We start from the raw sequence: 12574 nt of genomic DNA, 5'->3' as shown, positions 1-12574 counted from the left end.
TGCTTTTAGGTATTAGTGATTTTATAGCTATCGAATATAAAGTAGCTTTCACTAATAGCATCATTATGGGTATATGTTAATTAGAAGAATACGTAACGGATGATAACGAGTACCGCCAATACGTACATAATCCAGTTAACTTCTTTTGCACGGCCCGCAATAATTTTGAGTAGAGGGTATGCAATAAGACCTGCAGAGATACCGTTAGCGATGCTATATGTGAACGGCATTAATACGATAACGAGGAATGCAGGGAAGCCTTCTGTCCAATCATCGAAGTCAATATTGCGAATGGCACCTAACATGAGGGCACCTACGATGATAAGAACAGGAGATGTGGCTGCATTTGGAACCAAGGATACCAATGGAGCCAAGAATAAGCAAATTAAGAAAAGTACGCCTGTTGTGACAGCTGTTAAACCTGTACGGCCACCAGCCCCTACACCTGCCGCACTTTCAACGAAAGCCGTAATTGTAGAAGTACCGAGCAATGCACCGGCACTAACACCGATAGCATCTACGGTCATGGCTTTACCAAGACCCGGGAATTTACCAGATTTAGGATCTGCAATTTTCGCCTCTGTAGCAGTACCAATCAAAGTACCCATCGAGTCGAACAATTCTACGAAGGTGAAGGAGAAGATAATCGTAATTAAGCCCATGTGAAGAGCACCAGGAATATCTAATTGCAAGAATGCTGCTTTGGAGAAATCAGGAACGGCTAATACGGTGAAGTTTTCAGGCATTGTGGAAAGGCCTGTCGCATAGGAGATGATTGTTGTTACTAAAACGCCGATCAAGAGCGAACCTTGAATTTTGCGAGCCATCAATAAAGCTGTAAAGATGAGGCTAAATAGTGCCAACAATGTTTCACCACTGTGCAAATTACCGAGCGTTAAAAGTGCCTCAGATGCTGGAGGAACTAGATTACCATGTGTCTGTACGACTTGACCCAAGGAGTTTGGAGACAAACTTATGGAGATAGCCATCAAGCCGGATAACTTTAAACCGATGATAGAAATGAAAAGACCAATACCAACGGTAATGGCAATTTTCATGGAGGCTGGGATACCTTCAACGATCATTTGTCGTATTGATGTCAATGTTAATACGAGGAAAACGAGACCAGAAATGAATACCGCACCTAATGCTGTCTGCCAAGATACGCCCATACCGAGAACTACGGTAAAGGAGTAAAATGCCAAGAGGCCAACCCCTGGAGCGAGAGCAATTGGGTAGTTTACGAATAAACCCATAGCAATCGTCACAAGACCTCCACCTAAGGCTGTGGCAATGAGGACCGCATCCTTATCCATGCCTGCAAGACTAAGAATGTTTGGCGCCAAGAAAAGGATGTACGCCATCGTGATAAACGTAGTGATACCTGCTAAAATTTCTGTTTTAACGGTTGTGCCACGCTCACTGAGTTGAAATAATTTATCTAACATTAGATAAAATCCTCCCTATATGAAATTAAAATCATACCTAAATAAAGATATTTCGATATATGTATAGTGTATCATATTTCCCACCATTTTTTGTATGAATTTGTGATATACTATTAATATATTATGAATGATATAGAGGTTAACTTATGAAAATATCTACAAAGGGGCGTTATGCCTTACGGATATTGGCGGATATTGCAGAACACGGGGTAGAAAAAAATGTACCGATTCGTGAGATTGCAGAACGCCAAGGATTTTCCGATAAATATTTAGAGGGGATTGTATCTCGTTTATCCTCTGCGGGCCTTGTTAAAAGTGGACGTGGTAAATATGGAGGATATCGTTTGGTGAAATCTCCGGCTGAATACAATGTATATGAAATTTTATATGCCGCAGAGGACTCCATTGCTCTCGTGTCTTGTTTAGAAGATGATGTAGAACCATGTCCTATGTTTAATGACTGCTTGACAGCTCCATTGTGGCAGTATTTACAAGATGAGTTCCGACATGTTATGGAACATGTTTCCTTGCAAGATGTAATGGATCACAAATTTCCAACGGAATAATTGATAGCTTTTAAAGTTTTTGTATGAGCAATTTTTGCGAATTACTACATTGTATAGCTATCTTTTAAGTTAGTTTTTATGGAAAGAGTCGCGTTTCGTATGCGGCTCTTCTTTATATATGAAATTAAAATGTAATAACATCTTATGAATAGTAACCTAGATTGAAATCTAAGTAGAACTGTAATTTAAATGGAACTGTAATTAAAAGTGATTTATGTGTATATTAGTTTATCTAAACGATTTTATGCGGAAGGGAGGGTACTATGAGTACAAGTGTATATGATGATCGAGGCGGCATGCGCAATGTATGGATTATTACAGCTAGTATGACGGTGCTAGCCATATGTTATACAATGATAATTCCTTTTCTGCCAATATATTTATTGGAACTCGGTGTTCCTAAGGATGATGTGGCACTTTGGTCTGGTCTCGTCTTTGGTATTACATTCCTAATCGCTGGTATTATGGCGCCAATTTGGGGGAAAATTGCAGATAATAAGGGCAAGAAACGGATGGCTCTACGAGCTGGTTTTGCAATTGCCTTTTGTTATGTTCTCATCGGTATGGTAACGGATCAGTACCAATTGTTGATGGGCCGTGCTTTAGTAGGTTTTGCTAACGGCTTTTATCCTGCGGCGATGACCATGGTCTCCCTCAGTGTGGATGAAAAACAGGTAGGCCGTGCCCTCGGCATATTCCAAACAGGTCTAATTTTAGGTAATGTCGTCGGTCCATTTTTGGGCGGTGCCGTTGAAAGTGTTGTAGGTATGCGTCCTGTGTTTTATATTTCAGGTATAGCCGTATTCATTGCTACTTTGGCAGTATTGTTCCTTGTAAAGGAGCCAAAGCTAAATGTAGAAAATATAGCTTCTAATGAACAGTCCTCAAAACCGGTGAAATCTACATCTTTACGAGAGGATTTTAAAGTAGTTCAAGAACAACCTGTATTAGTAAGACTTTTATGGATTTTCTTCTTTATGCAATGTGTGATCATGATGCTACAGCCTATTTTGGCGCTTTATGTAGGTGATATGCAGGGCACTATGGAAGGGGCTGCTATCATTTCGGGTACAATTCTTAGTATCGGTGGTTTAGCTGGTTCTTTAACGACTAACTTATGGGTGCGCCTTGGTGAGCACCGTGGCTACTTTAGAACCATTTCCTACTGTATGCTTGGTAGTGGTGTTGTTCTTTTACTTCAAAGCTTACCAGTAGGTATTTGGTGGTTTGGTGTACTACAAGTGCTAATTGGTTCTTGTATTGTGGGCATCAATCCATCTTTGAGTGCAGCCGTAACTCTCAATACGGATCCAAGCTTTAGAGGTCGCATGTTTGGTATGACGACGACAGCTCAACAATTCGGTTCTATGGTAGGGCCTGTGTTCGCAAGTATTGTATCTACCTACATTGGGATATCCTATGTATTTAGTATTACAGGTTTGTTATTACTCTATATGGGATTCCAATCACGGAAACTATCCGTACGACATGATATAACAAAAAATGACATTAATCGTTAATTTAAGAATACTGTTTTAGTGCATAATAACAGGCTTTCATACACTTTTAGTGAATAGCAATCCAATATGGGTGGATTGATTGCTTTTACAAAAATATTGGTATATAGTTAGTTTAAGGTAAGTCATTAGTCTCACCGTGTGGGACAGAAAGGAGTTATTATGGTCCGTATCGGTCATACTGTACTCGGCGAAAAGTCTACAAAAATATGTGTGCCTATTGTGGGCACAACAATGAAAGAAATTCTAGATGCCACCGCAGTAGCATGTAATACACCGTGTCACGTCGTGGAGCTACGCATTGACTATTATGAGCGGGCCCACTCCATTGACGCTATCATTGAATTATTAATGCTCATCAAGCCACAACTGAAAGGTCGTGGGTTGCTCTTTACATGGCGTACAAAAGGTGAAGGTGGGGAAAGAACGATTTCCACACAAGATTACTTTACAATGCTAGAACGTTTGATTCCTACCGGATTGGTGGATGCTATCGATATTGAGTTATTCTTTGATCAAGATAGAATGCTTAAAACGATAGAGTTTGCTAAGGTTCATGGAATTACTATTATCATGAGTAACCATGATTTCCATGGTACGCCGAGTCGTGAAGTCATTGTAAATCGACTCATTCAAATGAAAGAGTTCTTAGCGGATGTGCCAAAGATTGCCGTTATGCCTCACACAACTGGTGATGTATTGACGCTCCTTGAAGCAACAGCTGAAGTAAAGGCTTTGTATCCTTCGGATCCAATTATTACGATGGCCATGGGAGAACTAGGTGCTGTTACACGCACTGCAGGTGCTCTATTTGGAAATGCCATGACCTTTGCTTCTGCTGGTAAAACATCAGCACCAGGGCAAATCGATGTACATGCTTTAAAACGAATTCTAGATACCATCGACGTAGATGGCGTATTTGATGAACAACAACATAAACGCGTAAAAGTACATTAAAAAAGTCGGCGAAAGCCGACTTTTTTATATGTTTTGTATTTCTTGTAGTATATTCATTTTTGAAGGGTGAATATAAAAAATATATATGTTTTTATTAATGACTTTATATAGAAATACAGATGTAAATGCTCTTACTTATATAGAGGAAACAATCTTATAAATACCGTTATATAAACTCTTACAATAAGTTTGCTTCAAAGTCTTCGAGAATAGCCGCCACTGTTTCTGGTGCATTGCGATTATGTTCCACAATGCATTGTGCAAAGCTTTCATACATTGGAGTGCGAGTTTCTTCGAGTTCACGTAAACGTTCTATACCGCCACTAGATAGAACACGACCTGAAGTAGATAGTTTTTCTACAGGTTGTGTTAATTGGTAAATACGTCCATTTTGGCGCAGATGTGCATAGTTTTTAGGTACTGTTACACAGCCGCCACCAGTGGAGATGACAAGTCCTGTTTGGGTGCCTAGTTTTGCAATCATTTCTGCCTCTTTTTCACGGAACGCAGCCTCCCCTTGTTCTGTAATATAGGTAGAAACATTGCCAATTTCTTTTTCCAGCTCGTGATCCACATCAAACCAAGTACGGCCCATCTCTTTACCGATTGCTCTGCCTACTGTTGTTTTTCCAACACCAGGCATACCGATGAGGATAATATTTTCCTTTTCACGGCGCACATCTCGCAAGATTTGTTCTATCTCTTTCGTACCAAAGCTTTCACCTTGAAAATGATTAGCCGCCTCAACACCTTGTGCTACGAGGAAAGGTAGACCATCACAGTACGGAATATTCATCATTTCTGCTTGTAAAAGCAAAACTGTACGGCGCGGATTGTAGATGAGATCCACAACACCTTCTAATTTAGAAAATTGCATAATATCTATGAGGTTAGCTGGATTATGCGGATACATACCAATAGGTGTGCAGTTAATAATAATTTGTGCTGTTTCGTAGTAATTAGGTGCATCAGTATAGAGCGGAGCTGTTTTACGAGATAGATGCGTGATGCTCTTAGCACCTAGATCTTCAAGAGCCACGTGAACCGTAGCAGAGGAGGCACCATCGCCAAGGATGATACATTCTTTACCGGATACATCGATGCCAGCGTGTTTTAGAGTAAATACAAATCCATCGTAGTCTGTATTGTAACCGTGCCATTTGCCGTCTTTACGGACCATCGTGTTTACACAGCCAATGCGTTCTGCGCGAGGGTCTACTACATCGCAAGCTTCAAGGGCGTTAACCTTGTAAGGGAAGGTAATATTAATACCTTGTAATTCTTGGTCTGCAAAGAACTCTTGCAGTTGGCTCGGTTCTCGTTCAAATAATTCATAATTAGTATTTCCCAAAGCATTGTGGATGCGTGGGGAAAAGCTATGGCCCAACGTACGGCCAAGTAAACCAAATTTCATAGGACCTCCTAGGTCAATATACACAAAATGGCTAATAGGCTGTCACCTATTAGCCATTGGAGTTTTAAAACTATATCCATTGTACTATATATGCCATTAATAAGCACTACCATAAAAGAAAATATCAATTTTCAGGATAATTGCCGAGCAAGCGGAATTTATCTTGCGATGCGTGGAGCTCTGCTAATACGGAAAGTACTTTTGGATCTGCCAAGGATGCTTCTAAATCGAGGTAGAACAAGAATTCAAAGTTATGTCCTACGATCGGACGGGACTCGAGTTTTGTAAGGTTCACACCGATATTAGCAAACTTGGTGAGCAATGTACCAAGCCCGCCTGGAGCATGACTTGCAGTCGTTACTACTGAGATTTTATTGGCTCCTGGGTATACGTGGAAATCCTTACTAATGCAGATAAAGCGTGTATAGTTGTTATCGCTGTTTTGGATATTTCTCAACAATGGGGACAAATTATATAGGTCTGCACATTGAGGTGCTGCGATAGCTGCTACTCCAGGATCATCACTAGCCGCTACGAGCTGTGCAGCTCGAGCCGTGTTGTCATAGGAGCGTAATTCTACGCCTTCTAACTTATCTAGGAAGTGACTACATTGCCCCAACGCTTGAGGGTGGGAAATTATGGTATGAATATCTTCTAGTTTTGTGCCTTTTTTCACGAGCAAGTCATGAGATATCCAAAGGCGCGTGCCGCGAACGATATAGCATTTACGCTCTTCTAATAGGTCATATACTTCTTTTACAGAACCATTGGAGCTGTTTTCGATAGGCAATACACCGAATTGACATTCACCGGATTCTACGGCATCGAATACGGAACGGAAACCTGTTACATAATGGATTTGGCTGAGAGGTAATAATTTATCACACGCCATTTGAGCATTGCTACCAAATACGCCGGCGCAAGCTACACTGCCCCGTTGAGGTGGTAAAGTAGGGGATTGCTCAATGGCTTTTTTCATTTTCAAAGTGAATTCATTGTCTTGGAATAGTTGTTCGGATTGGTAGGTGCGACTTAAGCTAAATAATGCTTCAAAAAAGCGACGTGCATATAGATCGAGGTCTGGACCTGCATCTTTTGTTACCTTGTCGAGGATGTCGCGCTCGCGTTTGGCATCGTAAATGGCCTTATTCATTTCCTTTTTTGCTGCTGCTACGTCCTTAGAGAGTTCCATGCGCTCTTTGAAGAGGGCGAGCATTTGGTCGTTTATATCGTTAATTTTAACGCGTACTTCATCTAAGTTCATGGTCAATATCTCCTAAGAAATCAAGAATGACGAGGGCCGTAACGGCTTCGATAACAGGTACTGCACGGAGTGCTACACATGGGTCGTGACGACCTTTGATGGTGAGTAATGTGTCCTCTTTTTGTGAAAGCGACACAGAATGTTGTTCCTTATAAATGGATGGAGTAGGCTTAATGCCCACTTGCATAATGAGGGGTAAGCCGTTGGTGATACCGCCTTGAATGCCACCGCTATTATTGGTAGTTGTTGTGATTGTATCGCCGTCCATGGTGAAAGCATCGTTCACCTCGGAGCCAAGGCGAGAACACATGTCGAAGCCACCTCCAAAGGACACACCTTTGATGGCAGGTACGCCAAAGATAACACGAGCTAATCGGTTCTCGATGCCGTCAAAGTTTGGATTGCCAAGACCGATTGGTAATCCCGTAGCCACAACCTCAACGATACCGCCTGTGGAGTCACCGTCCTTTTTGAGTTTCATGACTAAGTTTTCTACTTCAGAACGTTTGTCTGCATCGACCATAGCGATAGGTTCTGTAGCGATTTCAGAAAGTGCTTTCATATCTGGATGAACCATATCGATAGGGGCATCTTGGATTGTACCAACTTGTTTTAAATGACCGTGAATTTCGATACCTTTTTTGCGTAGTAGTTGAAGGGCGATGCCACCAGCCACGCAAAGAGGTGCTGTTAGACGCGCTGAGAAGTGGCCGCCACCTCGCATATCTACCTTGTCACCGTAGCGCATGCGAGCCGTAAAGTCTGCGTGCGATGGACGAGGTATGTCGCGCAAATTATTGTAATCGCTAGAGTGCTGAGAGGTATTGCGAATCATAAATGCCAATGGAGATCCACTGAGCATGCCATCTACCATACCTGCTAAGAATTCAGGTATATCGGCTTCTTTACGTTGCGTCTGTAATTGGTTTTGACCTGGCGCACGGCGCTTTAAGAAGGTTTGTAGCTCATCGATGTCGATGGTATGTCCACAAGGGAGGCCTTCCACGATACCACCGATGGCATACCCATGAGACGCGCCAAAGGTAGATACTTGTATGGTTTTACCGAAATTAGATGCCATTAGCATTACCTCCTAGTAAGTTCCAGTCCTCAAAGAAGTCTGGATAGGATTTTGTGATAGCTTCGCTATCTTTTAATGTTACAGGATTTTCACTGATGAGTGCCATCAATGTACCTGCCATAACAAGGCGATGGTCGTTAACACAATCACCTTGTCCTCCTTTTAGTATACCACTACCGATGATATATAGGTCATCACCATCTTCACGAACCGTACCGCCTAAATCTCTGACCAGATTAGCAACGGCTTCGAGGCGATCGGATTCTTTCAAGCGTAGGCGTGCACCCTTAACAAAGGAGCTTTCACCATGGATAGAGCAAGCGAGGGCTGCCATAACTGGCAACATATCGGGCATTTGTTCGAGGTCGGCATGGATTGGTTTTACTGCACGACCCATAACGGTTACGTTCATGCCATCCCATACTACATCACAACCGGTATCAATCATAATCTGCATGATGCGACGATCCGCTTGCACAGAATTTTTGTTCATACCCGTAATGGTAATTGGTTTACCTGTCATGCCCGCTGCTACCATCCAAATAGCCGTATTGGACCAATCGCCTTCGATTTGGTAATTACTTTGACTTTTAAAAGTAGTATTAGCCGCTACTGCAAAGGACTCTTGGACTGTGTCAGAGGCGGGAGTATGGTCGACTGTTACGCCGAAGTTTGCCATTGTTGTAGTCGTCAATGTTACATAGTCGCTAGATTGAAGTGGTGTAGTAGATGTGATTGTAGCACCTCCACATTGTGGCGCTGCTAATAATAATCCAGAGAAGAACTGGCTACTTACATCTCCAACCATACCAAACTCACCGCCTTGTAGACGACCTGTCATAGTGAATGGTGGTTTATCTTGGGAGAATGTTACGCCGTGAGCTTTCATTTGACCGAGCATGGGCTCTAAAGGACGATCTGGTAAACGCCCTTTCGCATCCACGGCTACCTCATTACAAATGGACGCTGCCACTGGTAATAAGAGGCGCAATGTGGTACCGGATTCATGGGGAACTACATTGCCCTTTGTTGGCACAGGACCTGGTATAACAGTGACAACTTTGTTTTCATACACAACGTGTGCGCCTAAGCCTCGCAAGGAGTCCATAGTTGCATCGATGTCTTTAGAGGTGCGGCTCAGTAGTATGGTAGATGGCGAGTTTGCGAGAGCTGCGCAAATCAGTGCACGGTGCGCATGAGCTTTTGCAGGAATGGACGCGATAGTCCCTGTAGGGATGGCGTTCGTTACGGAATGCATATAAATCTCCTTTATATCTCAGTCTAAATAGGTTGCAAGTTCATCGTGTGTTACCACTTTGAGTTCGCTGTGACCATAGCTAGTAGGTACTACGATTTTAATGGTTGCTCCTTCGCTTTTTTTGTCGTGTTTAGCGGCAGCTAGAATCTCTTCTTTGCTTATCGTTGTTGTGGTTGGCAAATCATGTGCTTTGATGAGGGCCTTTAATTTCTCTAAAGCCTCCGCATCTAATTCTCCATGTTTGACAGCACCTTGTGCCATGAGAACCATGCCAATGACAACGGCATAACCGTGATGCACCTCGAAATGACTCGCTTTTTCGATGCCGTGACCAAAGGTATGACCGAGGTTTAGGAGGGCACGTACGCCAGACTCGCGTTCGTCTTGTTCCACGATATCCGCTTTTGCTTGTACACAACGGGCAATAACGCCACTTACACTACTGCGATGTTTAATTAATGGTCTGTTCTCGAGTTGAGTGAGCAAACCCGGTACGTCGAGGAAGCCGTATTTGATAATTTCACCGCACCCATTAATCCATTCCATTTCAGGCAATGTATTGAGTGTAGCTGGATCACAGAGAACAAGGATAGGTTGTTTGAAAGCGCCCCATAGGTTTTTCCCAGCTTCGAGATTGACCGCTGTTTTACCACCTACAGACGAGTCTACTGCGGCTAATAGAGATGTAGGAACCTGAACATAGTCGATACCACGTAAATAGGTCGCTGCTGCAAAGCCCGCTATATCGCCTACAACACCGCCGCCAAGGGCGATGAGCAAGTCTTTGCGAGTCAATGATTGGGCGGCCATGTATTCTACTAAATCGATGAGTTGATGAGCATTTTTGGAGCTTTCACCAGCAGGGAAAACATAATCACAAACAGCATAACCCGCATGTTCCATATTAGCTTTCACAGAGTCCAAATAGTGAGGCGCCACGTTGCTATCACTGACGATGATAACACGGCAATTTGGTTTTAATGGTTTAATATAATCGGTGATGCGTTGTAAAGCGCCTTCCTCGATGACAACATCATACGGTGTAGATGCGTTAATATGGATGCGAGTCATAACGGTTCCTTTCTTAAAAGAATAAGCTAGTATCTATTATAACGGATACTAGCTTATTTGTGTGATATTTGAGATTATTTAGTGCATTCTACCAATGCTTGGCGTAACGCGTTAATTTCTTTCATAAGGCTAGTGAATTGGTCTGGACGTAATGCTTGAGGGCCGTCACACAATGCTTTGGATGGATCGTTGTGAACTTCGATCATAAGGCCGTCTGCACCGCCGCCTACGGATGCAAGTGAAAGCGGGCGAACCATGCGGCTCATACCTGCTGCGTGGCTAGGATCCATGATAATTGGCAAGTGAGATAATTCATGCATCATAGGAATTGCTGTTACGTCTAAGGTATTGCGAGTCTTAGTTTCGAATGTGCGGATACCGCGTTCGCATAATACAACTTGTTCATTGCCTTCGGACATGATGTACTCAGCAGCCATCAACCATTCTTCGTATGTGGCAGATAAACCCCGTTTTAATAGAACTGGTTTATTCAATTTGCCCACCTCTTTTAAAAGCGTGAAGTTTTGCATGTTACGAGCGCCGATTTGAAGCATATCTACATTATCGAAGTATTGTAATTGGGAGATATCCATAACTTCGGAAACGATAGGAAGACCTGTTTCTTTTTTAGCAAGCTCTAACAATTCTAAGCCTTCTGGGCCCATGCCTTGGAAGGAATATGGGGATGTACGAGGTTTGAAAGCGCCACCCCGAAGGATTGTGGCACCAGCTTCTTTACAAGCTTTAGCAGTGGCTAATACTTGTTCAGGTGTCTCTACAGAGCAAGGACCGGCCATTACTGCGAAGTGACCACCACCGATAAGTGCACCACCTACATTGATTACAGAATCATCGGGATGGAACTTGCGGTTTGCTTTTTTGTATGGCTCTTGAATGCGAGTTACTTTATCTACGAAATCTAGGGACTCGATTTGACGCGCATCAAGAGATGCAGTATCACCAATCAGACCTAGAATATTGTATCGCGTTCCTTCTACTGGGTGGATAACAAATCCTTGAGCCTCTAATTCACTGCGTAAACGAGATACTTCTTCTGCTGCTGCATTTTGTTTCAATGTAATAATCATGATAATTCCTCCTTGTAACTACAGTGAATAGTTGGGCTGACCATACGGATAGCAAACAAAAAGGGCTACCCGTAATCTAATACGGGTAGCCCTTTTACTATTCTAAGCAACTAATGTTGAATAATCCTTTATTAGCGCATCACAAATAGTTCCTTACCCGTACGTTGGATAAAGAACCAATAAAAGTATTGTTTTGCTGTGAGGCTAATTTGGTTAGTCATCTTTGGTTGCTCCTTTCTAAAATGTTGGGTATAGTATAAACCCAAATGATAAAATTATGCAATACCTAAAAATGAATTTCATGGAAGTTTTAAAATATTTTTGATATGGGAATTAACAGGAACTGAGACGTTTTGTGGTATTAAGCGTATTTTTGATATAATAAAAATAAGAAGCTTTTATTGCTTATAGGATATTTCGTAATACGCCTAAATCGATTCTTATAAATATGCTTATAATCAGAAAGGGCACCTATGATTATTCAAATCTTAGATCATATAACAGAGGAAATAAAACAAATTCGTGTCGATGTATTTATAAAAGAACAAGGGTTTGAAGACGAGTTTGATGAAATCGATGAGACTGCAAAGTTTGTGCTCTTATCCATTGATGGTAAAGCGGCTGGTACGTGTCGATATTTTCCCAGTGACACAGCTGGAGATGCACATATTGGGCGTATGGCGGTACGCAAGTTGTATCGTGGACAACATTTAGGTACTAAGATCATGATGGCCGCCGAAAATGCTATTCGTCGTGACGGCTTTAAGACGTGCTCCTTGTCAGCGCAAGTACAGGCCAAACCATTCTATGAATCCCTTGGATATCGTGCTGAAGGGGACGAATACCTTGATGAAGGCTGTCCGCATGTGATGATGCGGAAAGTATTATAAGCCGTTCAATAGTGTTGTAT

At 42.3% G+C, this 12574-nt stretch carries 11 protein-coding genes; 4 read left to right on the top strand and 7 right to left on the bottom strand.

Annotated elements, in window-relative coordinates:
- Positions 1-80: 80 nt before the first annotated feature.
- On the bottom strand, positions 81-1448 hold the full coding sequence (locus AAAT26_RS06525; protein ID WP_004694940.1) for an NCS2 family permease: 1368 nt from the start codon (positions 1446-1448) through the stop codon (positions 81-83).
- 146 nt (positions 1449-1594) lie between these two features.
- Here AAAT26_RS06525 and AAAT26_RS06520 point away from each other — a divergent pair, with 146 nt between their 5' ends.
- From AAAT26_RS06520 to aroD, 3 genes are all read left to right on the top strand, one after another.
- Positions 1595-2014, top strand: a complete 420-nt coding sequence (locus AAAT26_RS06520) for an RrF2 family transcriptional regulator (RefSeq protein WP_004694942.1) — start codon at positions 1595-1597, stop codon at positions 2012-2014.
- Between the two features lie 263 nt (positions 2015-2277).
- Positions 2278-3534 carry an MFS transporter gene (locus AAAT26_RS06515; protein ID WP_128114194.1) on the top strand — a complete coding sequence of 419 codons (1257 nt, stop codon included), beginning with the start codon at positions 2278-2280 and terminating at the stop codon, positions 3532-3534.
- A 159-nt stretch (positions 3535-3693) separates the two neighbouring features.
- The gene (gene aroD, locus AAAT26_RS06510; RefSeq protein ID WP_349209008.1) at positions 3694-4488 is read left to right on the top strand and encodes a type I 3-dehydroquinate dehydratase; all 795 of its coding nucleotides are present in this window, start codon (positions 3694-3696) and stop codon (positions 4486-4488) included.
- Positions 4489-4666: 178 nt separating this feature from the next.
- On the opposite strand, the gene AAAT26_RS06505 is transcribed toward aroD, so the two are convergent.
- The 6 genes from AAAT26_RS06505 to aroF form a co-directional block, all read right to left on the bottom strand.
- Positions 4667-5902 carry a shikimate kinase gene (locus AAAT26_RS06505; RefSeq protein ID WP_278622066.1) on the bottom strand — a complete coding sequence of 412 codons (1236 nt, stop codon included), beginning with the start codon at positions 5900-5902 and terminating at the stop codon, positions 4667-4669.
- A 124-nt stretch (positions 5903-6026) separates the two neighbouring features.
- The gene (locus AAAT26_RS06500) at positions 6027-7166 is read right to left on the bottom strand and encodes a bifunctional chorismate mutase/prephenate dehydratase (protein WP_004698197.1); all 1140 of its coding nucleotides are present in this window, start codon (positions 7164-7166) and stop codon (positions 6027-6029) included.
- A complete protein-coding gene (gene aroC / locus AAAT26_RS06495; RefSeq protein WP_024060218.1) occupies positions 7153-8247 on the bottom strand; it encodes a chorismate synthase in 1095 nt (364 codons plus the stop codon). Before aroC ends, AAAT26_RS06500 begins: the two co-directional genes overlap by 14 nt.
- On the bottom strand, positions 8237-9505 hold the full coding sequence (aroA, locus tag AAAT26_RS06490) for a 3-phosphoshikimate 1-carboxyvinyltransferase (protein ID WP_349209007.1): 1269 nt from the start codon (positions 9503-9505) through the stop codon (positions 8237-8239). The genes aroC and aroA overlap by 11 nt, the downstream gene beginning before the upstream one ends.
- A gap of 18 nt (positions 9506-9523) precedes the next feature.
- Positions 9524-10576: a 3-dehydroquinate synthase gene (gene aroB, locus AAAT26_RS06485; protein ID WP_349209006.1), complete on the bottom strand. Its 1053-nt coding sequence runs from the start codon at positions 10574-10576 to the stop codon at positions 9524-9526.
- Between the two features lie 74 nt (positions 10577-10650).
- On the bottom strand, positions 10651-11664 hold the full coding sequence (gene aroF / locus AAAT26_RS06480) for a 3-deoxy-7-phosphoheptulonate synthase (protein ID WP_349209005.1): 1014 nt from the start codon (positions 11662-11664) through the stop codon (positions 10651-10653).
- 473 nt (positions 11665-12137) lie between these two features.
- Here aroF and AAAT26_RS06475 point away from each other — a divergent pair, with 473 nt between their 5' ends.
- Positions 12138-12554 carry a GNAT family N-acetyltransferase gene (locus AAAT26_RS06475; protein WP_004694957.1) on the top strand — a complete coding sequence of 139 codons (417 nt, stop codon included), beginning with the start codon at positions 12138-12140 and terminating at the stop codon, positions 12552-12554.
- Positions 12555-12574 lie beyond the last annotated feature (20 nt).

Origin of the sequence: Veillonella parvula (genome assembly GCF_040094895.1) — a bacterium.
GTDB classification, from domain to species: domain Bacteria; phylum Bacillota; class Negativicutes; order Veillonellales; family Veillonellaceae; genus Veillonella; species Veillonella parvula_L.
Note: the sequence above shows the minus strand (reverse complement) of the source record. Positions and strands in the feature narration are given on the sequence as shown.

Coding starts and splice junctions, on each gene's coding strand:
- aroA (WP_349209007.1), bottom strand. CDS start 9,505: ATGCATTCCGTAACGAACGCCATCCCTACAGGGACTATCGCGTCCATT.
- aroC (WP_024060218.1), bottom strand. CDS start 8,247: ATGGCATCTAATTTCGGTAAAACCATACAAGTATCTACCTTTGGCGCG.
- aroD (WP_349209008.1), top strand. CDS start 3,694: ATGGTCCGTATCGGTCATACTGTACTCGGCGAAAAGTCTACAAAAATA.
- aroB (WP_349209006.1), bottom strand. CDS start 10,576: ATGACTCGCATCCATATTAACGCATCTACACCGTATGATGTTGTCATC.
- AAAT26_RS06520 (WP_004694942.1), top strand. CDS start 1,595: ATGAAAATATCTACAAAGGGGCGTTATGCCTTACGGATATTGGCGGAT.
- AAAT26_RS06500 (WP_004698197.1), bottom strand. CDS start 7,166: ATGAACTTAGATGAAGTACGCGTTAAAATTAACGATATAAACGACCAA.
- AAAT26_RS06525 (WP_004694940.1), bottom strand. CDS start 1,448: ATGTTAGATAAATTATTTCAACTCAGTGAGCGTGGCACAACCGTTAAA.
- aroF (WP_349209005.1), bottom strand. CDS start 11,664: ATGATTATTACATTGAAACAAAATGCAGCAGCAGAAGAAGTATCTCGT.
- AAAT26_RS06475 (WP_004694957.1), top strand. CDS start 12,138: ATGATTATTCAAATCTTAGATCATATAACAGAGGAAATAAAACAAATT.
- AAAT26_RS06505 (WP_278622066.1), bottom strand. CDS start 5,902: ATGAAATTTGGTTTACTTGGCCGTACGTTGGGCCATAGCTTTTCCCCA.
- AAAT26_RS06515 (WP_128114194.1), top strand. CDS start 2,278: ATGAGTACAAGTGTATATGATGATCGAGGCGGCATGCGCAATGTATGG.